Source organism: Canibacter oris, assembly GCF_014197205.1.
GTDB classification, from domain to species: Bacteria; Actinomycetota; Actinomycetes; order Actinomycetales; family Microbacteriaceae; genus Canibacter; species Canibacter oris.
In genome coordinates this window covers 136,065-157,776 of record NZ_JACIFD010000002.1, presented here as the reverse complement: position 1 = coordinate 157,776, position 21,712 = coordinate 136,065, and the positions used below count along the sequence as shown (strand labels likewise).

Below are 21,712 nucleotides of genomic sequence, written 5' to 3'. Positions count from 1 at the left end.
TGACCGTGCAGACCAGCGAAACACGGCCACAACAGGCCAGCCAAACACAACCGCGGCAGGCTAGCTAAAGCGCACCAGCTGCAGCGCTTCTGGCACGGCTGTGACCTCAAGCTCAAGCTGCTGCGGTGGATCCTCCAGCCAAGCGTCACCATCCACGTAAATGGACACTCCCGGTGGCACACTGACCCGCGCCGCCGTGCCGTGCCACTGCTCAAGCGGCCGTATCAGCCGATGCCCGCGCAGGTACAGCAGCGGAAACAGCGCCAGCAGTGCGAGCCTTGGGAGCTTACCAACGAGGCTCACCCACATTGTTGCGGCTGTTGCTGCTGCCTGCGGCGCCAGCGGAATCCCACCGCCAATAAAGGGCCCGTTTTGCAGGCAAATAAGCGTGGCTTGATACCATCCGAAACCGACGCTGGCTGGTTCTCCCAGTGCCCCTGACGCGGCCACGCTGAGATTGAAACGCTGTGCTTTAAACCCTGGAATTTCCAGCAGCAAGGCCGCCAGGTAGCGCAGCGGCCCGCGCAGTCGCTGCAGACTGTTCGCACGACGATTCACCTGCGCATCAAAACCGATGTTCACGGAGTTTACCGCCCACCCGCGGCGCACCAGCTTCCCGGAGCTTGTGCGCGCCGTGAGCCGCAGCGCGGTTAGCGGCTGCACTTGATAGTCGCCGGCTGCCAGCGCTTTAAACCCCTGCATCAGCTGCGCGGCTGTGGTGCGGTGGTGGATCCGCATTCCCTTCGCAAAATCATTCCCGGTGCCCGCGGGCACTACCAAGAGTTTGGTGTCGCTGCCGGCGAGCAGCTGGGTGGCATCGTTGATGGTGCCGTCGCCGCCGATCACCAACAGCGCATCAGCTCCGGCACGGAGCATTTGTGTCGCCTGCTGCAGATAGTCGCTGCCCTGTGGCACGATAATTTCGAGCTCAGGGTGGTTAAATTCGCACAGCTGACGGTAAATATCTGCCCGTTCCGGGCTTGCGGCGGGATTCACCAGCACCACTATCTGCATGCTGCGTTCCTACCTTTTGCGCTGGCAGTGCGGACAAAAGTGACTGGTGCGGCCGATCGCCTGGGAGCTGGTGAGGGTGGTGCCGCAGCGCAGGCACGCTTCACCGCTGCGGCCGTAAGCCTGCAGGGAGCGCGCAAAATATCCGGCTTCGCCAGCGGTATTCACGTACAGCTCGTCAAAGCTAGTGCCGCCTTCGGCAAGCGCTTTTGCCATCACTCCTGCAGCGTTGTGCAGCAGCATTTCAAGTTTCGACAGCGCAATGCGCGCGGCCGGGGTTTCGGGGTGCAGTTGCGACTCCCACAGCGCCTCATCGGCATAGATGTTGCCGACGCCGCTGAGCAGCTGCTGATCAAGCAAAATTTTCTTAATCGCCGTCTGCTTGGTTTTAAGGGTTTTGGCAACCTGCGCAAAATCACAGTGCGGGTCTAGCAAATCGCGGGCAATATGGGCGGCCTGCTGTGGTAGCAGCGGATCGGAGGTGCCCCATCCCGCGGGTTTACCGTCACTGGTTGGAATCAAACTGTCTATCGCCAGTGACCCGAAGCGTCGCTGATCTGCGAAGTCTAGGCGTAGCTGTTCCCCAGCGGGGGTTGACACCCAGAGGCGGATCCGCACGTGTTTATCTTCCGGTGCGGTGGGTGTGCGTAACAACAGCTGCCCGCTCATTGCCAAGTGTGCCAGCAGCGCCTGCACAGGCTGGCCCCCCGCAGTTCCGGCAGCCTGCTGGTGCCGGTCTTCGGGCGGCTGTAGCGGAATCCACATGAATTTGCCGCGCCGCGCCGGTGTCAAAAAAGTAGCCCCAGTGAGCCGCTGCACAAAATCATTGGCGCGCAGCTGCTGGGTTTGCGGGTCGAGTGTTTTACCGTGACCTGCCGCAACTCGCCCGCTCGATAGCTCTGCGATACTCACATGCCGTTTCAGCGATCTGCCGTCAAACACTTCTGCAGCGGAGACCGTCGCTCCGATGAGTGCCCGTTCCAAACCGGCACGCACCACCTCCACCTCGGGTAATTCTGGCACTTTATTCTCGCCTCACTCCGCCACCGCTCTTCAGGCTTTACTGCGCGGGCTCAGCTGCGCTACGGCTTCACGCGCGGCGGCCAGCTCGGCAGCCTTCTTGCTGGATCCTACCCCGGTCGCCTGTACCCCGAGCAGCGCAACATGCGCCGTGTACTCGCGGTTATGGTCGGGGCCGGTGCCGGTCACCACATAGTGCGGGTGCGGCAGACCGTGCGCAGCGGCAATCTCCTGCAGCGTAGTTTTTGGGTCAAGAGAGCGTGACAGCGTTTCAACCTCAGCAATTTTCGACTCCAAAAGCTGCAGCACGAACTTAGTTGCAACCTGAATATCTGTGGAGAGATAAACTGCACCGATTACCGCCTCTAAAGTGTCAGCAAGAATCGAGTCTTTGTCGCGGCCACCGGTTGCCAGCTCCCCATTGCCGAGTTTCAGATACTGGCCGAGCCCAATTTCTCGGGCAGTTGTAGCCAGCGTAATTGTCGATACCACCGCGGCGCGGCGTTTCGCAAGCTCACCCTCGCTTAATTTCGAGAATTTTTTATACAGCCTGGTAGTTACCGCAAAGCCGAGGACTGAGTCACCCAAAAACTCCAGCCGTTCGTTATGTGGGGCACCACCGTGTTCAAACGCCCAGGAGCGGTGTGTCAGGGCACGATCAATGAGCTTCGGGTCGGCTTTAACCCCGTACTGTGCAAGAAAACCGTCTGCTGCTGTTTGCACAGCAGCAGACGGTTTCGATGTGTTTTTCGCAGTCACTGGCTGCCTTATGCGTCAGCTACGCGGCGGCCTTTGTACTCCATGAACAGAGCGTTGCCCTGCGCATCTTCAACCACGCGTGCACGGTGTGGCATGCTGTAAACGGTGCGGCCGTTTTCAACGGTTTTTACCAGGGTCGGAACACTGGCTTTCCACTGTGAACGGCGGTGGCGGGTGTTTGAGCGTGACATTTTACGCTTTGGAACTGCCATTATGCCTCTTTCTAGTTTTTGCGCTTGCGCGCACAGTCGTCATGAACTGAAATCATTTTTCAGTTCCGTTGTCTTCATCAACCGAAAAACCAGCCAACGCCGCCCAGCGGGGATCAACCGTCTCAGCAGGCGCCGCTGCTGCTTCCGTGAGCCGCTCACCAGTGGCAGGGTCAAGCCCAGCACACTCCTCACGACACACCGGTGTGAACGGCAATGCAAGCACAACCGCGTCACGCAGCGGGGGTTCAAGGTTCACGTGATCACCGTGAACCCCGTATTCATCAGTCTCTGTAGGATTATACGCGAAAAGTTCAATAAAATCGACTCTCAGCGTTTCGTCAAACTCAGAGAGGCACCGTGAGCACTCTGCGTGCACCGTAGTGTCAGCACCAACGGTGGCCAAAATTCCCTCGTGCACACTCTCTAAGCGGACAGCTAGTGAAACTGTGGTGCCCTGACGCACCGCAGCAAGACCTTCGCCCCAGGCTTCGGGCAGCACAACATCAAGCTCATGCTCCCGCATCTCACCCGGGCGGTTATAAATATCGCGAATCGCGAACGTAAAATTCTTAGACATACCCTACTAATTTTACGCTAAAAACCTGGCAACCGCGGCAGGAACATACTCACTGACGTCACCGCCGAGCGCGTGCACCTGCCGCACCAGTGAGCTTGACACCAGCGAATATGCCGGATTAGGCAGCAAAAAAATAGTTTCCACAGCAGCGAGCGAGCGATTCATCAAAACCATCGGGGTTTCGTAGGCTACATCAACCTGGGAACGGATACCCTTCACCAGCACCTTCGCGCCCACCTGTTTACAGTAGTCAACCAGCAACCCTGACTCCCACACCGCAACTTTTACCCGTGCCTGGGGCGCCTGTTCTGCAATCGATTCTCGCACCAGCTGCTCGCGCTGCTTCGCACTCAGCAGCGTCTGCTTGTCAGGATTGTGCACGACCACTACGTGCACCTCATCAAACAGTGTCGCGGCACGCAAAATTACATCCAGGTGCCCCTTCGTGATTGGGTCGAAACTACCCGGCACTACAGCGATTGAAGTCATGCTTCAATTATGACGCACCGCGCCGCCCGACGCAGCGCGCAATCTTTCTAGGTCTTATCAAGCTGCGCCAAACGCTGTTCTTGCACCCGCAGCAGCTCTTGCAGGGCGGGATACCGCTGTAATTGTGGATCCGCCCCTACCAGTTTCTCCGCCCATTCCCGCGCAGCGTACAGCACTTCGGCGTCCTGCGTGACCCGCAGCAGCCGGAGCGTAGATTTAACACCCGCCTGCGCCGTGCCCAAGATGTCACCCTCCCCGCGCTGCTCGAGATCAATCTCCGCCAGAGCGAAACCGTCAAGAGTTGCAGCGACCGCGGTGAGTCGGCTCCACGCTGCAGATTCCTGTTCTGCCTCGGTCAAAAACAGACACAAACCCGGGTGCTGCCCGCGCCCGACTCGTCCGCGCAACTGGTGTAGCTGCGACACCCCGAAGCGGTCGGCCTCCAAAACCAGCATCATGGTGGCGTTTGGCACGTTCACCCCAACCTCAACCACGGTTGTTGCCACCAACAGGTCAATCTCCCCCGCCGCAAAAGCTGTCATCACCGCGGTTTTTGCTTCGCCGCCAAGCTGCCCGGTGAGCTCTCCGATGCGCACCCCGGCAAAGTCTGGCCGCGCCCGCAGCCGTGCCGCCACTTCATGCACGCTGGCACGATTACGACCTTCTCCGCCTGTCGCGACCTTTTCTGGCGCAGCCTCTGCAGCAATGTTTGGGCACACCACATAAACCTGGCGGCCGGCCGCAATTTCCTCGCGTGCTCGCTGCCACGCGCGGGTGAGCCGCTGTGGCATCAACCTGGTTTGCACCGCAAAACTGGTAATTCCGGCACGCCCTGCAGGCAGCTGCCGAATCTCCACTGTCTCCAACTCGCCGAAGGCGGTCAAAGCAACCGTGCGCGGAATCGGAGTTGCGGTCATCGCGAGCAGATGCGGCACCGTTTTGGCTTTATTACGCAAGGCTTCGCGCTGCTCTACCCCGAACCGATGCTGTTCATCAACCACGATAAAACCGAGATCAGCAAACATGGTTTTATCACTGAGCAGGGCGTGCGTGCCGACCACCAGCAAAGCCTGCCCACTCGCCACCGCCAGCGCCGCTTTGCGCCGCTCAGTTTGCGACATCGAACCGGTGATTAAAACCGGGTGCACTGCTTCTCGCACCGCTGCCGGCAGCAGCTGCTGAAAATTCTCGAAATGCTGCGCCGCGAGCACCTCGGTCGGCGCCAACAGGGCGCTCTGGCCGCCGCTGTCCGCCACCTGCAGCATCGCACGCAAAGCAACCAGGGTTTTCCCGGCACCCACCTCGCCCTGCAGCAGCGTTGCCAAAGGGCTGGTGCTCGCAATCCCGGCGCTCAACCTGGCACCGGCTGCCTGCTGATCAGCGGTGAGAGAAAACGGCAGCCCGGCATCGAGTTGCGTCACATAGCCGTCATCACGCAGTGGCCGCGGCGTGGCTTTGCGACTCGCGTATTTTGCAGCGCGCGCGACCAGCGCCAGTTGCAGCTCGAACGCTTCGCGAAACTTCAGGCTGCCAAGCGCAGCCCGGAAATCTTGGTCCCGTTCCGGCTGGTGCGCTAACCGCAGCGCAGTGTCGTAGTCAATAATCTCTTGCGCGGCACGGATTTCTAGCGGCAGTGGATCCGCCACCGTCTCAAGCTGCGCCAAAACAGTGTCGATGCTCTTTGCGAGCACCCAGGAGGGCACCGCCGCGGTTGCGGGGTAAACCGGCACCGGTTTTAGCGCGTAGGCTTTAGCTCTTGCCTGCGCCAGCTGCTCCGGGTCGCCGCCTGCCTCCCGAGTTTCGGCAGCCGAGTCAAAAAGTTGATAGTCGGGGTTTTGCAGCTGCAGCTGACCGCGATAGCTGGTGACTTTACCCGAAAACTGCCCCTGTTTGCCGGGCAGCAGCTCCTGCTCACGCCACGGCTGGTTAAAGAAAGTCAGCGACACGTAGCCGGTACCATCGGTGACCCGCACCGTGAGAATCGACCCTGCACGCGATGCCATCTGGCGTTTTTGCACGTCAAGCACCTGCGCCACAATCGTGGCGTGCTCCCCCACTGGAAGTGTGTTCAGCGCGGTTAGCTCACCCCGTTTGGTGTATCTGCGGGGTAAATGCCAGAGCAAATCTGCAACCGTCTGATACCCGAAGGCACGCTGCAGCGCCGCCGCAGTCTTAGACCCCAGCACCTGCGCCAAAGGCGTTTTCAGGGTTACCGTTTGCACTCTACGAGTTTACCGCGCCAGGGTGCAATTTAGCTCACAGCACTACCCACAGTTAACCGTGAAATTTTGCTGCAACCCCGAGGGATCCCCCAGTTGCGCTTTCTCTAATGCTGTTTGGAAATATTCTCGGGTATTGTCATCGGCTCGTTCTGGGCTCATGTATCCCATACTTAATACCTGTTCAAGAGCACCCAGTGCTTTCTGAGCTGCTGCTTCATCAACTGCATAAGTTTCCAACCACTGTTTTGTCCACGCGCATTCATACTCAACGGATGCCAAGGTGTCACCAAAACCTTTTTGGTAGCTGACGTCTTCACTCAATCCGTCCAATTTCTGTTTTGGACTGTACCCCTCCGGCCATTGCAAAGCAGCAAGCGCTGCCTGATACTCCTGTTCAATCAGTTTTGGTGTCACCACCGTGATTTCCCCCTTATCAGGAGTCCCTAAAGTCTTCTCCTCAGCGGTGTCAGAGCAACCGGAAAGAACGAGCAGTGCGAGAGATGAAACAGCTAACAGTTTGTTTTTCATAATATTCCTCACATATCTAACTAATTGAAGACTTGGATGTCAGCGTAATGCCAACGCCGGCTGCAACCTAATGGCTTTAATCATGGGAAAAATCCCACCGACCAAGGCTGTTACTGTTGCCGCAATGACCGCGATTATTACCGCCGAATATGGATAGGCAGGTGCAGTTACGGGGGAATCTACCGGTAGCAAAAGCGCGATTGCACCGGTTAGCAAATATGAAACAGCAACTGCCAAAGCGGATGCGATTAAAGCGCTTAGCAGCGCCCCGCCAAGTACCAGACCAGCGATTGAGGCGCGAGTTGCGCCTAACGCACGGCGTATCAAAAGCTCTTGCGTGCGCTGTTCCAAAGAAGCCAACCCAATGTTTAAAAGCCCAATTGCAGCAAGAGACAGCAAAAGCAAAGCGACGACCCCGAAAGCTAATTGCAACACTTCCAAAACAGTGCGGTAACTGCTGGAGGCATCCTGCAACACAACCTCATCAACTTTTCCCCCTCCAAAATCGACTAGTTTATCGTTTAGGTACCCTCTAATCGTTTCTTTTGAGTGGTTTTTATCATTCAGCCAGTAAAAGATGGCACCCTGCGTTTGCAGAACATCTGGCGCAAATTCATACAGCGCAGCAATATTTACGTAGATTCGTGGTTCGCTAATTCCGTCATTAACTACACCCACCACGTTTAATGGTGTTTGCGTTACTGTTTGAGGATTGCTGACAGAAACTGTGGTGCTTTGCGGATACAAATCAGCTGCCGGTTTATTGTAAACTGCTTCTAAATTTGCGTACTCTAAATCTGTAATAAACCAACGCCCCTCTACTAGCGGCAAGTTATAGATGAGATTGTATTCCGGGGTTACATAGTTAGCGTCCAGCCTAATTGCTTTCGTTAACGAGGATGCTTCGTTAGCTGGCAGCACTCGGGTTTGCGGCACAAACCAAAGCTGCTCTAATGGCTCAACTTGGATGGCTATTTTTTCATCACTGTTATAAAAACTCTGCCTTAGTTGATACACGTTCTGCGCATTGATTTCGGTCTCTATCGCGTGGGCAACAAAATTGGGTGACCTACCGTAGAGCTGCTCATTCGTGCCTTCCAAATATCCTCTGCCTACTGTCCCCACCAATACAGCGCCGATAACAGCAACAATTCCGATAAACATTGAGAAACCTGTGAGAAAAGATCGCAACGGGCTAATTCTCAAGTCTTTTAGCAACATTTTAAACATCTGCTGACAACCTCCCAGAGTCAAGCCGGTAGGTATAAGCACAGCTAGATGCCACTTCCCCGTCGTGTGTCACAAGCAACAGTGTTGTTCCTTTTTGGGCCACTTTTTCATGCAGTAATTCCAGGATCTGCTGCCCTGTTTCTGTATCCAAAGCGCCTGTTGGTTCATCACAGATTAAAAGTTCTGGGGATGTCACCAAGGCCCTCGCAATTGCGACCCTTTGCTGTTCTCCTCCAGACAGTTTAGATGGCACCTCTAAGGCTTTATCTGCAAGCCCTACTGAGTTCAAAGCCTCCATAGCCAAGACTCTGATGTCTTTACTAGATTTTCTGGCACTGAGATACTGCAACGCTAGCTCGACATTTTCCAGAACTTTTAAGTGTTTGATCAAAGAATAATTCTGGAAAACAAAACCCACTTTATTGGCACGCAGTTTTGAGAGTTGTCTATCGTTTAGACCCCTTACAAGCTCGCCTGCGAAAAAATATTCGCCCTCGAAATGTCTGTTAAGCATTCCGATTATAGAAACCAGACTGGTTTTGCCTGATCCGGATTTACCCACGACAGCATAGCTCCTCGCTCGCTGCAATTGCAGTGTCACACCCGCAACGGTGGTTAATTTTTCGCCGTTACCCAGCGTTACTCTAGCGCTCAGGTTACGCAGCTCAACCAATGGCTGATTCGGCTCGCCAGCAGCTAACATGTGAAGGCTGCTGGGCCTCTGCTGCGCTTGATTGCTCAAGCTGTGTCTCATCATTGCCCCCGCGGGTCTAAATGGGGCGAAAAGTTTATAACGCTGTCGCCTTCTTGCAATCCGCTGAGAATTTGAATTTTTGCACCATCAGAAATTCCCAACTCCACATCTACTACTTCATACTTGTCACCTTGTACTCGCATCACTTGACCACGCTGTTGCCTCCCCGCGACAGCATTTAACGGCAACAGTAACGTTTCCGCAGCAGTGTTACCGCTAATGACCACCGTCGCCTGTTGCCCAGCTTGCACAGCAATGCCTTTATCGATGAGGCAAACAACCCTGTCTGCTGCTACCTGGGGTGTCGGCAATCCAAAGCTGGGAGCTGGCATACTAAACGGTTTCTCCAGCGCTGCAGCTTCATCAGCGGTAACTGTTTGTTGCGTTTGCTGCTCTTCGACAGTATCGGCACTAGCAGCAGCTGATAACACCGCAACACACGCAGTTGGTCCCACGCCATCGGTGATTTGAAATTTTCCAGTTAGCTGCTCTATTGCAGCAGATCGCAAAAGATTACCCGTTTGAACCACAATCCCAAAACCCTGATATTGCAATGCAAACAGCGGATAATTTTCGGGTAAATCCGGCGCGTTTGTGGTTATCGAAACTACTTTCGCAGCAATAGGAGAAACAACCTCACTCTCGCCGTTGCGCCCAATCACCTGCCCGGCAACCACTTGTTCACCGATTTTCACATAAGCTTCAAAGTCTGCCCGCGTGCCAGAGACGACAACTACCTGTGCTGCCTGCGCTACAGTTGCTTTTTCTGCCGCAGTTGGAGTGATGTTCCCCTTTGAAACACTCACAGTTTCATGCTGCAACAAACTATCATGCTCAGGCTCCGGGGTGTCACCGTGGCAGCTTGAAAGAGCTAACACAGTGACACCCGCGGCAACCAAAGCAGCAATTTTTTTCATTTGCATTTTATGTTATTAATAGGTTAGATATCCGCCCCAGTAATTATCGCAGCCCCAACCGCATGCTTTCATACGGCCTTGCATAGCAAATCTTGTCCCTTGCAAAATATCACCCCACTGCTTCACGCCAGTGTAGTTCCACTGCCTAGTCTCTGTAAATTGCGGCCCACCTGCGGCACCCATGTTCCTGAGGCCAAGACGTAGATATCCGTATGGTAAATCCGTTACATTAAGAGTGATCGGACCAGTAAATGTGTGTGTTCTGGTGTAATCATATTGCACAATGGAGCCACTAGTATCGAGCGCTCCCTGCACAAAACTATTTGCCGCAAATGCGCTATTAGTTACCCACCCCCAGGGCAACGCCCACCGCAGCAAATCCCGCCAATGCAATTTTTGTAACTTTATTCATTTTTCTGTCCTTTCAGAAAATTGGTCAGCATGTAATCATGCTTAAAACTTTTATACCACGCAATGACACAGAAAAAATATCATTGATATAACAAAATGCATATTATGTATGCATTGCTTTTTACAGGTAAAAAACGATTAACTATACCCGTGTAAAATTTTTTGCTGTGACCCGAATTATTGCCGGAACAGCCAGCTCCCTGCGCTTGAGCGTCCCTCCCAAAGGCACCCGCCCGACAAGCGACAGAGTACGTGAAGCGATTTTTTCCACGCTTGAGTCGTGGGATTTCATCGCCGACACAAAAGTGCTCGATCTGTATGCGGGGTCAGGCGCACTGGGCCTAGAAGCTCTCAGCCGTGGGGCATCCAGTGCGGTGCTGGTTGAAAAACATCCAGCGGCGGCGCGCATCGCGCAGAGCAACAGCGAGACCGTGCTGCGGGCTTTTAAAAACTCCCCCGTTACTCTCACGTGTCAGGTTATAACCGCAAACGTGCAGACCTGGCTCGCTGCGCAACCGAGCCGCGCCACCTTCGATGTGGTGTTTCTGGATCCGCCATACGATTTTGATGAGCAGACACTTGCTGCAAATCTGACCACGCTCGTGCCGCTGCTTACGCCGCACGCGGCGGTACTGGTGGAGCGAGATCGCCGCAGCCCAGAGCCGCTGTGGCCAGCCGAAATGCGCCTCTTAAAACAAAAGAACTATGGCGAAACCACCTGCTGGTGGGCTGAGCTTGACACTGAAACAGACACGGAAACCGACACAGTCACGGAAACCGAAACAGACACCGCAGCAAACTAGCTGTGAGTTTTACAGAGCAGTGGCGTTACCTGCTGGCCGCGCCAGACAAACTGCGGTGGTTAAGCGCCGAACTTCGAATGCACTCCCCGAAAAAGCAGCGGACCCTGCAAAACAGCAGGGTCCACTCTTAGTCACAGCTGCTTAGCTGCTAGCGACGTGGAATCATGGTGTACTTGGTTGAAAGGAATTCTTCAATACCCTCATGGCTACCCTCGCGCCCCAGGCCAGACTGTTTGATGCCACCGAATGGCGCTGCCGCGTTTGACATCACACCGGCGTTAATAGCCATCATGCCAGCTTCAATCTCGGTAATCATCCGCTGCGCCCGGTGCAGGTTCTCAGTAAAGACGTAGCTGGCAAGACCGTATTCGGTGCTGTTAGCCAGCTCAATTGCTTCCTCTTCAGTGTCGAAGCGCACCATCGCCAGGATCGGACCAAAAATCTCTTCCTGCACCATCGCCGCCTCGGTTGGCACATAGTCAACCACGGTTGGCTCAAAGAAGTAGCCGGCGCCCTCAACTCGTGAACCACCAGCCAGCACCTTAGCGCCACGTTCAGTAGCGTCTGCAACCAGTCGCACCGCGTTCACTACTGCTTTTTCTTCAACGAGTGCGCCAATCTCAACGCCCTCCTCGGTGCCGCGGCCAACTTTCATCGCACCAACCCGAGCTGCCAGGCGTTTGCCCAGCTCATCAGCGATTGCCGAGTGCACATAGATCCGGTTTGCAGCGGTGCAAGCCTGCCCGATGTTGCGGAACTTCGCTGCCATGATGCCCTCAACAGCGACATCCAAATCAGCGTCTTCAAAAACAATCAGCGGAGCGTTACCGCCGAGCTCCATAGAGGTGCGCAGCACGTTCTGGGCTGCAGCCTCCAGCAGTTTCACGCCAACCGGGGTGGAGCCCGTGAAGCTCACCTTGCGCAGGCGTGGATCAGCCAGTAGCGCAGCTGACTGCGCGCTTGCCTTTGAGGTCTGCACTACATTGACGACACCCTTAGGCAGCCCTGCCTCCTCCAGCAGCTGCTGGAAGTAGATAGTGGTCAGCGGAGTCAGCGCCGCAGGCTTAATAACCACGGTGCAGCCAGCAGCCAGCGCCGGCGCAATCTTTCGGGTGGCCATCGCCAGCGGGAAGTTCCACGGAGTGATGAAGTAGCACGGGCCGACCGGCAACTTAGACACAATCATGTCTGCGGTGCCCTCAGGGTTCTGCCCAAAGCGACCCGCAATCCGCACCGCTTCCTCTGAGAACCAACGCAGGAATTCGCCACCATAGGTAACCTCGCCACGCGCCTCAGCCAGCGGCTTACCCATCTCCAGCGTCATCAGCAGCGCGAAATCATCTGCGCGCTCCTGCAGCAGCTCCCAAGCACGGCGCAAAATCACAGAGCGCTCACGGGCACTGGTGCTCGCCCACTCTTTCTGCACCGCAACAGCTGCGTCAAGCGCGCGAGTGGCATCAGCGACGCTGGCGTCAGCAATAGTTTTGATAACTTCACCGGTGGCTGGGTCAAAAACATCAAATGTTCCGTTCTCACCAGCAACCCATTCGCCGCCGATAGCCAGTCGGCTTTCAACGCGGTCAAGTAGTTCCTGCTCAGCAGCAGTCAATGCCATGTGCGCATCCCTTTCAAAATCATGTCTAACGCTGTTAATTCTACCTCACAAGGTTACACCTGGAAGGCTTCAAAAATAGCTATTTTTAAGTGCGACTCACCGGAATTTAGCGCCGCAAAAGCGGTAAAGTTGAGGTGTGCTAAAGAAAGTCTTTGCTGTAGTTGGAATTCCTACATTAGCTATAACACTCACGGCCTGCGCCGCGGAGGTGCCGCTGGATGCAGCGCCCGACGCCAACAACCCTGACTGTGCGCAGGTCACAGTGCGGCTGCCTGACACCGTGACCACACACGCTAAACGTGCCACAAACGCACAGGCGACAGGGGCCTGGGGCGATCCGGCAGTGGTTATTTTGCGCTGTGGCTTACCTATTAGCACACCCACCACAGACCCTTGTATCACCGTCAACGGCATTGACTGGGTTGTTGATGACTCCGCTGCGCCCCGCTACCGCTTCGAAGCCTACGGCCGCAGCCCAGGGCTAGAGGTGTTTGTTGACTCCGAGCAAATCAGCGGCACCGACGCCCTGCTGGAGCTGAGCCCTGCGGTGCAGCAACTGCCACAGGTGAGGCAGTGCCTGACCAGCTCCACCAGCCTGGATTCCACAGACATTCAGCTCGACAACTAGAGCGACTAGCGCACAGTCTGCTGTGCCAGTTCCAACAGCTCCGTAATCAGCTCGCGATAGCTTACCCCCGAGTGTTCCCACAGTTGTGGGAACATCGAAACCGGGGTGAAACCGGGCAGCGTGTTAATTTCGTTCAACACCGGACCTTCCGGGGTTAGGAAGAAATCAACACGGGCGTAAACATCGCACACCGCTGCCCGGAACGCGGTCACCGCGGCTTCCCGCAGCGCCGCAAACTCGGCCGCGGTAACCTCCGCCGGTAGCACCACATCAGCACCCGCAGCGCCAAGATATTTTGCCTCGAAATCGTAAAACTCGCGGCCATTAAACACAATCTCACCGATGACGCTGCTGGTGCGATCTGGCTCCCCGTCACGCCCGGCGAGCACCCCGATTTCCACCTCACGACCAACCACCGCAGCTTCAATCAGCGCACTAGTGTCTTCCGCCAGCGCAACCGCAACAGCCTGGCGCAGCTGAGCCAAATCTTTAACCTTGGTGACGCCCACGCTAGAACCTGCACGAGACGGTTTCACAAACAGCGGGAGGGGCAGATCCACCACCAAATCAAGCAGCTGCTGCTCAGACATGGTCGCAAACTGCTGCCGGGTAACATACTGCCACGGTGCTACCGCAACCCCGGCGCTTAGCAACACAGTTTTAACAGCGTTTTTATCCATGCACAGGGCGCTACCTAAAACTCCACTACCAACGTAAGGCAAGCCCGCCAGCTCGCACATGCCCTGCACCGTGCCGTCTTCCCCGAAGGGCCCGTGCAACATCGGCAAAACAACCTCAATCTTACCCAGCTCCCGCACCTGACCGGCAGCATCAAGCACACGCAGAGTGTGGTCGGTGGTGCTCAGCGGCCAGATTATCCGCTCCTGCCCCGCAGTAACCTCTGGCAGTGCCGCAGCATCTAGTCTGTAGGTGGCGAGGGTTGCCGGATCCACCGGCACAAAATCGCCCTGCTTGGTAATGCCAACGCACAGTACCTCGAACTTGTCGGTGTCGATAGCGTTGTAAACACCGGCTGCTGTGACACAGCTGATGCCATGCTCGCTGGAGCGGCCACCAAAAAGCAAAGCAACGGTTGTTTTATTAGTAGTCATACAGCTATTCTAGCCCGTGCGGCGACTGTAATTAGTGCCGCAGCGCACCAAACCAGCGCTGAATTTTTTGCCACAGCGAAAGTTTATGGTGCTTTTCAGCAGCACTTGATTCGTGCTCCGGCACGTCATCCTCGGTTGTCAGGTGCGGGCCCAGCTGGTGCGGCGGCATCCGGCCGTCAAGCACCATCTGCACCTGCTCTACAATCGGCATTTTAATGGCGCGTTTCTGGGCCAGTTCAAGCACCGGAGTCACCGCAGTGATACCCTCCACAACCTGATTCATGCGTTCCGCGATTTGCTCGCGTGTTAGCCCGCTGCCGAGGAGCCTGCCTGCGGTGGAGTTGCGTGACAGCGGCGACTGACAGGTGGTGATGAGGTCTCCGAGCCCCGCGAGGCCCATCATTGTGGTTGGGTGCGCACCGCTGGCGACCGCAAACTCATTCATCTCCGCGATGCCACGGGTAATGATCGCCGCTTTGGTGTTTTCGCCGTAACCGACGCCATCAACAATTCCGATGGCGAGGGCGATGAGGTTTTTAAGCACACCGCCGAGCTCTGTGCCTGTAAGGTCGGTGGTAATATACGTCTTGAAATATGGGGTGCTCGTGAGCTTTGCAACCTTTTGCGCCACCACCAGATCGACGCAGGAGACAACAGCGCCGGTTGGCTGCTGCTTCGCTATCTCAAGCGCAATATTTGGCCCAGAAATCACGGCAACCTGCTCGATGCTCCACTCCAGCGTCTCAGTAATCACCTGCGACATGCGCAAATTAGTGTTGCGTTCCACGCCCTTAATCAAGCTGATAATAATCGCCTCAGGGTGCAAGTCAGCGACGAGCTGCTCCAAAACCCCGCGCAGCTGCTGGCTCGGCACCGCCAAAAACACATACTCTGCTGTGCCCACCGCAGCAGTGAGGTCAGTGGTCGCGGTAAGGTCAGGCGGTAGCTGAATTTCCGGCAGGTATTTCGAGTTGCGGTGCTCGCTGTTAATCTCGTCAGCGACTTCCTGCCTGCGCGCCCAAATAACAGTTTCGCAGCCGGCGTCTGCGAGCACTTTCGCGAAGGTTGTACCCCAACTACCCGAGCCAATCACAACCGCTTTTGGTTTCGCCGGGGCAGTTTTACGGACCATCAAAATCTCCCTGTTTCGCTTTGGTTGTGGGATTTTGGATCCCACCGGCTGGGCGGCGCCGGCTCGCTACGCAGCTGCGCTAGCAGCCTTGTAATTTCAGTCATTAACTGCTCGGTTGCCTGCTCCAGTATCTCTCTGTTAATGGGGCGCCCCCGATAGCTGCTGAGATCCAGTGGTTGCCCTATTGCAACCTGGATAGTCTTGCGCCCCCAGAGTTTAATTTTGCCGTAGCGCGGCAAAATCTCCTGCACCCCCCAGTGCGCGGCCGGAATCAGAGGAATCCCGGTTTCCAGGGCGAGCCGCACCGCGCCAGACTTCCCGCGCATCGGCCACAGTTCCGGGTCACGGGTTAGCGTGCCCTCTGGGTAGACAATAACCCCTCCCTGACGCGCAATCAGCTCGTTTGCGGCGGCCAGCGATGCCGCAGCGGTTGCAGAACCAGCAGAGCCTCCGGAGCTAGCACTGCGGCTGTTGCGATCCACCGGAATCTGTCCACTCAGGCGCATAATCGTGCCCACAACCGGTACCTTAAAAATACTTGCTTTCGCCATGAACCGCGGCAGCCGGCCCCGTTTCCACACGGCCACACCGACTGCGATCGGGTCAAGCTCGCTCATGTGGTTTGGAGACAAAATAAACGGCCCAGTTTCAGGAAGTTTAGACTCCGGGGTGAAACGGTATTTGGTAAGCACGGACCATAGCGGCAACAGCAAACTAGCGATCACCCAAAAGAACCCAGGCTTACGCTTTTCGGCAGACCAGGTATTCGGCAGCTTTACAGTTGCGCTCATGTCTTCCCTCACACCGTCGAACTAGACTATCCCTCGTATATGAAGTCTGCGCCTAATTTGCGCAGCTTATCAATGAAGTTTTCGTAGCCGCGGGCAATAATGCCAATGTTGGTAACCTTACTGCTGCCCTCAGCGGTTAGCGCCGCAATCAGGTGGCTGAAGCCGCCGCGCAAGTCTGGCACCTCAACATCTGAGCCATGCAACGGGGTTGGCCCGGTAATCACGGCTGCCTGCTCAAACTCCCGCCGCTTCACACGGCGCATCCCGTCTTCGAAACCTTCCGGATGCACCACAATGTTGGCACCCATCTTATTAAGCGCGTCAGTGAAACCGAAGCGATTTTCGTAAACGGTCTCGTGAATCGTAGAAATGCCCTCTGCCTGAGTCAAAGCAACCACCAGCGGCTGCTGCCAGTCAGTCATAAAGCCCGGGTGCACATCAGTTTCGATGAGTACCGGGTTGAGTTTTTCCTGACCACGGAAGAAGCGAATCCCAGCGTCAGTGATCTCAAACTCCCCGCCGACCTTACGGAAGACGTTGAGGAAGGTCATCATTTCTTCCTGTTTCGCACCCTCCACGAAGATATCCCCGTTGGTTGCCAGCGCTGCCGAAGCCCAGCTAGCAGCCTCGTTACGATCAAAAATCGCGGTGTGGTCATAGCCGCTAAGCTCTTTCACCCCTTCGATGTAGATAACCCGGCTGGGCTCGACGGTAATAATCGCACCCATCTTCTGCAGGATGCAAATCAAATCAATAATCTCGGGCTCCACCGCGGCGTTGCGCAGCTCGGTGTTACCTTCAGCGAGCACCGCAGTCAACAGCACCTGCTCGGTAGCGCCCACAGACGGGTAGGGCAACTCAATGTTTGCACCTTTCAGACCATTTGGGGCAGTGAGGCTGATGCCACCCGGCTGTTTCTCAACGACCGCACCGAACTTGCGCAGCGCGTCGAGGTGGAAATCAATAGGCCGGTCACCAATGCGGCAACCACCCAGGTCAGGAATAAAGGCCTCCCCTAAACGGTGCAGCAGCGGGCCGCAGAAAAGAATCGGAATGCGGCTGGAACCTGCGTGTGCATCAATATCTGCCTTGTGGGCACGCTCCACATTTGACGGGTCAAGCAGCCACTCTTCGTTTTCACCACGGGTGATAATAACCCCGTGCAAGGCCAGCAAGCCCGCGACCACGCGGACATCAGAAATGTTCGGAACGCTGCGCAGCACGCTCGGCTTTTTCCCTAGCAACGCCGCAACCATGGCCTTAGTAGCAAGGTTTTTAGCGCCGCGCACCTGAATCCGACCGACGAGCGGACGCCCACCGTTGATGATAATCTCATCAGAGGTCAAACCCACGCGGGCTCCTGCCTTTTTCGCGTCATTAGCCAGGCTGTTGTTGTTCTCAGTCATCATTTCTCTTATCAATCGTTGTTGGCATCCAGCGGGGGCGCTGCGCCTCATAAGCTTTAATTTTATCCTCGTGGCGAAGTGTCAGCGAGATATCATCTAGTCCCTCCAACAGCCGCCACCTGGTGTAATCATCTACCTCAAATTGTACCTGCCAAGACCCACAGCTAACTGTTCGTGTCTCAAGATTCACAGTTACTTCTGCGTGTGGATCAGACCGCAGCAGTTCCCACAGCTGTGCGGTTTCAGACTCCGTGATGACTGCAGCAAGTAAACCCTGTTTCCCGGCGTTGCCTCGGAAAATATCGCCAAACCGAGCAGCCAAAACCACTTTGAAACCGAAGTCACGCAGCGCCCACACCGCGTGTTCGCGACTGGATCCGGTGCCGAAGTCAGGCCCCGCAACCAGAATTTGCGCGTTGCGCCACGGCTCTTTGTTGAGCAAAAACTCCGGGTCTTGCCGCCAGGTGTAAAACAGCGCGTCTTCGAAGCCGGTTTTGGTGATGCGCTTCAGAAACTGCGCCGGCAGAATCTGATCGGTGTCGATGTTTGACAGCTCCAGCGGCGCGGCGATTGCGGTGACCGTGGTAAAAGGCTGCATCAGCGCTCCTCCCCTTCTTGTTTGAGGTGCGACGGTTTCACACTCAACGGCAACCTGGTGCGGGCACCAACGGCGCTCGCGGCTGGCACCTCCGGCAACTGCGGCAGCTGGGCGGCGGTGGCGGGATCCACATCATGCGTAATGCCGCGCGCGGCATCCTGCTCTAAATCCCAGGGGCTCGACAGGGTGCCGCGAATCGCAGTCGCGGCAGCAACCAGCGGTGACACCAGGTGGGTGCGGCCGCCCTTGCCCTGGCGTCCCTCGAAGTTGCGGTTTGAGGTGGACGCGCAGCGCTCCCCTGCCGCTAATTGGTCGGGGTTCATACCGAGACACATAGAACAACCAGCATAGCGCCACTCACCGCCGAACGCGGTGATAATCTTGTCAATGCCCTCCGCCTCCGCGTCGAGCCGCACCCGGGCCGAGCCCGGCACCACCATCAGTCGCACCCCGGAGGCTTTCTGTTTGCCGCGGATGAGATTAGCGAAGGCACGCAAATCCTCCAGCCGGCTGTTGGTGCAAGAGCCCATAAAAACGGTGTCCACAGATATGTCTTTAAGCGGAGTGCCAGGCTGCAGATCCATGTACTGCAGCGCTCGCTCCGCGGCGGCACGCTCGTTCGGGTCGCTGAAGGTTGCCGGGTCTGGCACCCTGTCACTGAGGTGCGCGCCCTGCGCAGGATTCGTGCCCCAGGTTACAAAGGGCTCCAACTCGGATGCGTCAATGAACACCTCGCGGTCGAATTTCGCGCCAGGGTCTGTGGGTAGCGTTTTCCAGTAAGCAACTGCCTCATCCCAGGCGGCTCCCTGCGGCGCGCACTCCCGCCCACGCACATACTCAAAAGTGGTTTCATCAGGCGCCACCATGCCCGCTCGGGCGCCAGCCTCAATAGACATATTGCAGATCGTCATGCGCCCCTCCATTGAGAGGTTGCGGATCGCCTCACCGCGATACTCCAGCACATATCCTTGACCGCCGCCAGTCCCGATTTTTGCAATCACAGCCAAAATGATGTCTTTCGCGGTGACCCCGGGGCGCAGCTGCCCTTCAACGTTAATCGCCATGGTTTTAAAGGGTTTTAGCGCCAGCGTTTGGGTTGCAAAAACATGCTCCACCTCGCTGGTGCCGATCCCGAAACCCAACGCCCCAAAAGCCCCGTGGGTTGAGGTGTGGCTGTCACCACACACCACCGTAATCCCCGGCATGGTCAAGCCCAGTTGCGGGCCAACCAGGTGCACGATGCCCTGCTCACTGTCACCTAGGCGATGCGCCCGCACCCCAAACTCGGCGACGTTCTGCCGCAGCGTCTCGATTTGCAGCCGGCTGACGGGATCCGCAATTTGCCGCTCAATATCGATGGTTGGAGTGTTGTGATCCTCAGTCGCAACCGTCAAATCGACACGGCGTAGCGGTCGCTGTGCCAGGCGCAAACCGTCAAAAGCCTGCGGGCTAGTAACTTCGTGAATCAGGTGCAGGTCGATGTAAATCAAGTCGGGTTCACCGGCCTGACCTTTCACAACCACGTGCTGATCCCAAATTTTCTCGGCGAGGGTGCGAGGCCGCTCGCCGGCGGCAGAGGTATCTTTACTCATCATGACTCTCTAAAGAAATGAGCGTGCGGGTTTTGACGGGTACACGCCGCGGCGCTGCAAGCCGCGGGTTACAGCAGGTTCTTGCGACGCATATGCACCAGGCTAGCAATTGTCGCGGCGAGCATACAGAACACAATCACCCCGAGTGAGAACCAGGTAGAAGGAGTCCAGATTTCGATGTGCTGCCCACCGTTGATAAATGGCAGCTCGTTGTGGCTGATCGCGTGCAGCACAAGTTTGACACCAATGTACGCCAGAATTGCGGCAATGCCGTAGTGCAGGTAAACCAGTTTTTCAAGCAGACCACCGAGCAGGAAGTACAGCTGCCGCAGCCCCATCAGCGCGAAAATATTAGCGGTAAACACAATAAACGGGCTCTGCGTGATGCCGAAAATAGCCGGGATTGAATCGAGGGCAAAGAGAATGTCGGTGGATCCAAGAGCCAGCAGCACCAGCATAAACGGGGTGAAAAGTCGTTTGCCATCCTGCATAATGCTGAGTTTGCCGCCGTGGTAATCATCAGTAAACGGCAGCGTTTTTTTAATCATACGCACCATCCACCCTTCGCTGTCAGCGCTTTCTTCGTCGTGCTTAATCTGCTTCCACGCGGTGTAAATCAGCCACGCCCCGAAGATGTAGAAGATCCAGCTGAACTGCTCAATCAGTGCCGCCCCCGCAAGAATGAAAATACCGCGGAAAATCAGCGCCAGCACAATACCAATCATCAGCGCCCGCTGCACATATGCCTGCGGCACCTTGAAGGCCGAGATAATCATCACAAACACGAAGAGATTATCGATTGAGAGGGAATACTCGGTGAGCCAGCCTGCAAGGAATTCAGAACCGTGTTGCGCATCACCGATGAGGAACATCGCGCCGGCGAAAACCAGTGCCAACGTCACATACAACCCCACCCACAGCGCAGCTTCTTTCATGCTCGGCACGTGCGGGCGTTTGATGATGAATAGCAGGTCAAGCAGCAGAATCGAGATCAACACAATCATCGACCCGACTTCAAACCAGACAGGCAAAACAGTCACTATGATTCCTTTCGTTGCATTAAGTTTATCGGCTGTGGTTTAATAATTCCTGCACCACCTGGGGCAGCAGGTGCGCGCGGGACCGCAGAGGTCGTGAGAACGCCGTGTAACTTCGTAACATGATAAACACTCAAGTGTCTCCCAAGGAAGATTTACATGACCTCACAACCTGCCCTGGCTCGCTATGCTCAAACCGGTTCCGGTAAATATGCATTCTTTACTGCCCTGATGGCGGTCACCCTGCTGTTGTCAAACATCGGAGCCACCAAGGGTGTGGCTTTTGGCTCGCTGGTAACCGACGGTGGGTTCTTCCTGTTCCCGCTCGCCTACATCGTGGGTGACATTGTCAGCGAGGTTTACGGTTTTAAAGCCTCCCGTCGAGCCATTTTCACAACCTTTGGGCTCAGCGTCTTTGCGGCGCTTAGCTACTGGGTGGTGATTCTGTTGCCGGCGGCTGAATGGTACGACGGGCAGGCCGCCCTGGAGCGCACCCTCGGCCCGGTGCCGCTTATCGTGATTGCCTCACTGCTGGCCTTTCTGACCGGCCAGCTCAGCAACGCCTGGATTATGTCGACGCTGAAAAAACGCAGCGGTGAACGCCTGCTGTTTAACCGTATTGCGCTTTCCACACTGGTTGGCGAGTTTCTCGACACCCTGGTATTTTGCGCTATTGCGGCGCAGGTAATCGGCATTTCTGATGTGCCAACCTTCGTGAACTACCTGGTGCTCGGTTTTGTGTTTAAGAGCGCGGTTGAGATCCTCCTCTCTCCGCTTACTATCTGGCTGATTAAACTGGTTAAACACAGCGAACCTGACTACAACTAAAGCGCGGCACGGCATACCCTGCCCAACCACCTCCAATGAT

22 protein-coding genes are annotated in these 21,712 nt (G+C 56.1%); 3 read left to right on the top strand and 19 right to left on the bottom strand.

Annotation, left to right across the window (positions count from 1 at the left end; translation table 11 throughout):
• Nucleotides 1-60: 60 nt before the first annotated feature.
• From F5897_RS01545 to F5897_RS01495, 11 genes are read right to left on the bottom strand one after another with little or no spacing between them, the layout of a single operon-like run.
• Complete coding sequence (locus F5897_RS01545) at nucleotides 61-1,014, bottom strand: diacylglycerol/lipid kinase family protein (RefSeq protein WP_124824262.1); 954 nt, start codon at nucleotides 1,012-1,014, stop codon at nucleotides 61-63.
• Nucleotides 1,015-1,023: 9 nt separating this feature from the next.
• A complete protein-coding gene (mutM, locus tag F5897_RS01540) occupies nucleotides 1,024-2,034 on the bottom strand; it encodes a bifunctional DNA-formamidopyrimidine glycosylase/DNA-(apurinic or apyrimidinic site) lyase (protein ID WP_183304231.1) in 1,011 nt (336 codons plus the stop codon).
• A gap of 30 nt (nucleotides 2,035-2,064) precedes the next feature.
• Nucleotides 2,065-2,754, bottom strand: coding sequence for a ribonuclease III (rnc, locus tag F5897_RS01535; protein ID WP_183304244.1), 690 nt, complete (start codon nucleotides 2,752-2,754; stop codon nucleotides 2,065-2,067).
• Nucleotides 2,755-2,798: 44 nt separating this feature from the next.
• Nucleotides 2,799-3,002: a 50S ribosomal protein L32 gene (gene rpmF / locus F5897_RS01530; RefSeq protein ID WP_124824264.1), complete on the bottom strand. Its 204-nt coding sequence runs from the start codon at nucleotides 3,000-3,002 to the stop codon at nucleotides 2,799-2,801.
• Nucleotides 3,003-3,054: 52 nt separating this feature from the next.
• On the bottom strand, nucleotides 3,055-3,579 hold the full coding sequence (locus F5897_RS01525; RefSeq protein ID WP_183304230.1) for a YceD family protein: 525 nt from the start codon (nucleotides 3,577-3,579) through the stop codon (nucleotides 3,055-3,057).
• Between the two features lie 12 nt (nucleotides 3,580-3,591).
• Nucleotides 3,592-4,068 carry a pantetheine-phosphate adenylyltransferase gene (gene coaD / locus F5897_RS01520; protein WP_124824266.1) on the bottom strand — a complete coding sequence of 159 codons (477 nt, stop codon included), beginning with the start codon at nucleotides 4,066-4,068 and terminating at the stop codon, nucleotides 3,592-3,594.
• A 47-nt stretch (nucleotides 4,069-4,115) separates the two neighbouring features.
• On the bottom strand, nucleotides 4,116-6,290 hold the full coding sequence (locus F5897_RS01515) for a DEAD/DEAH box helicase (RefSeq protein ID WP_183304229.1): 2,175 nt from the start codon (nucleotides 6,288-6,290) through the stop codon (nucleotides 4,116-4,118).
• Between the two features lie 42 nt (nucleotides 6,291-6,332).
• Nucleotides 6,333-6,818, bottom strand: a complete 486-nt coding sequence (locus F5897_RS01510; protein WP_124824268.1) for a hypothetical protein — start codon at nucleotides 6,816-6,818, stop codon at nucleotides 6,333-6,335.
• Between the two features lie 39 nt (nucleotides 6,819-6,857).
• Nucleotides 6,858-8,048 carry an ABC transporter permease gene (locus tag F5897_RS01505; protein WP_221221223.1) on the bottom strand — a complete coding sequence of 397 codons (1,191 nt, stop codon included), beginning with the start codon at nucleotides 8,046-8,048 and terminating at the stop codon, nucleotides 6,858-6,860.
• A complete protein-coding gene (locus F5897_RS01500; RefSeq protein WP_124824269.1) occupies nucleotides 8,041-8,751 on the bottom strand; it encodes an ABC transporter ATP-binding protein in 711 nt (236 codons plus the stop codon). The genes F5897_RS01505 and F5897_RS01500 overlap by 8 nt, the downstream gene beginning before the upstream one ends.
• 50 nt (nucleotides 8,752-8,801) lie before the next feature.
• Nucleotides 8,802-9,719 (bottom strand): efflux RND transporter periplasmic adaptor subunit, encoded by a 918-nt coding sequence (locus F5897_RS01495; RefSeq protein WP_183304228.1) that lies wholly within the window; start codon nucleotides 9,717-9,719, stop codon nucleotides 8,802-8,804.
• Between the two features lie 578 nt (nucleotides 9,720-10,297).
• On the opposite strand from F5897_RS01495, the gene rsmD reads away from it, so the two are divergent.
• Nucleotides 10,298-10,933, top strand: coding sequence for a 16S rRNA (guanine(966)-N(2))-methyltransferase RsmD (rsmD, locus tag F5897_RS01490; protein ID WP_183304227.1), 636 nt, complete (start codon nucleotides 10,298-10,300; stop codon nucleotides 10,931-10,933).
• Nucleotides 10,934-11,081: 148 nt separating this feature from the next.
• On the opposite strand, the gene F5897_RS01485 is transcribed toward rsmD, so the two are convergent.
• Entirely contained in the window at nucleotides 11,082-12,548 is a 1,467-nt protein-coding gene (locus F5897_RS01485; RefSeq protein ID WP_183304226.1) for an NAD-dependent succinate-semialdehyde dehydrogenase, read from the bottom strand.
• Between the two features lie 136 nt (nucleotides 12,549-12,684).
• Here F5897_RS01485 and F5897_RS01480 point away from each other — a divergent pair, with 136 nt between their 5' ends.
• Nucleotides 12,685-13,176, top strand: a complete 492-nt coding sequence (locus tag F5897_RS01480) for a DUF3515 family protein (protein ID WP_183304225.1) — start codon at nucleotides 12,685-12,687, stop codon at nucleotides 13,174-13,176.
• A gap of 5 nt (nucleotides 13,177-13,181) precedes the next feature.
• On the opposite strand, the gene F5897_RS01475 is transcribed toward F5897_RS01480, so the two are convergent.
• From F5897_RS01475 to F5897_RS01445, 7 genes are all read right to left on the bottom strand, one after another.
• Entirely contained in the window at nucleotides 13,182-14,288 is a 1,107-nt protein-coding gene (locus F5897_RS01475; protein ID WP_183304224.1) for a D-alanine--D-alanine ligase family protein, read from the bottom strand.
• A gap of 31 nt (nucleotides 14,289-14,319) precedes the next feature.
• Nucleotides 14,320-15,420, bottom strand: a complete 1,101-nt coding sequence (locus F5897_RS01470; RefSeq protein ID WP_124824275.1) for an NAD(P)H-dependent glycerol-3-phosphate dehydrogenase — start codon at nucleotides 15,418-15,420, stop codon at nucleotides 14,320-14,322.
• On the bottom strand, nucleotides 15,420-16,211 hold the full coding sequence (locus tag F5897_RS01465) for a lysophospholipid acyltransferase family protein (RefSeq protein ID WP_124824276.1): 792 nt from the start codon (nucleotides 16,209-16,211) through the stop codon (nucleotides 15,420-15,422). The genes F5897_RS01470 and F5897_RS01465 overlap by 1 nt, the downstream gene beginning before the upstream one ends.
• A gap of 26 nt (nucleotides 16,212-16,237) precedes the next feature.
• On the bottom strand, nucleotides 16,238-17,617 hold the full coding sequence (gene murA / locus F5897_RS01460; RefSeq protein ID WP_183304223.1) for a UDP-N-acetylglucosamine 1-carboxyvinyltransferase: 1,380 nt from the start codon (nucleotides 17,615-17,617) through the stop codon (nucleotides 16,238-16,240).
• Nucleotides 17,610-18,215 (bottom strand): 3-isopropylmalate dehydratase small subunit, encoded by a 606-nt coding sequence (gene leuD, locus F5897_RS01455; RefSeq protein WP_124824278.1) that lies wholly within the window; start codon nucleotides 18,213-18,215, stop codon nucleotides 17,610-17,612. Before leuD ends, murA begins: the two co-directional genes overlap by 8 nt.
• Nucleotides 18,215-19,807 (bottom strand): 3-isopropylmalate dehydratase large subunit, encoded by a 1,593-nt coding sequence (gene leuC, locus F5897_RS01450; RefSeq protein WP_183304222.1) that lies wholly within the window; start codon nucleotides 19,805-19,807, stop codon nucleotides 18,215-18,217. The genes leuD and leuC overlap by 1 nt, the downstream gene beginning before the upstream one ends.
• Nucleotides 19,808-19,875: 68 nt before the next feature.
• Nucleotides 19,876-20,850: a TerC family protein gene (locus tag F5897_RS01445; protein WP_124824279.1), complete on the bottom strand. Its 975-nt coding sequence runs from the start codon at nucleotides 20,848-20,850 to the stop codon at nucleotides 19,876-19,878.
• A 153-nt stretch (nucleotides 20,851-21,003) separates the two neighbouring features.
• Here F5897_RS01445 and F5897_RS01440 point away from each other — a divergent pair, with 153 nt between their 5' ends.
• Nucleotides 21,004-21,672: a queuosine precursor transporter gene (locus tag F5897_RS01440; protein WP_183304221.1), complete on the top strand. Its 669-nt coding sequence runs from the start codon at nucleotides 21,004-21,006 to the stop codon at nucleotides 21,670-21,672.
• The last annotated feature ends 40 nt before the right edge of the window (nucleotides 21,673-21,712 follow it).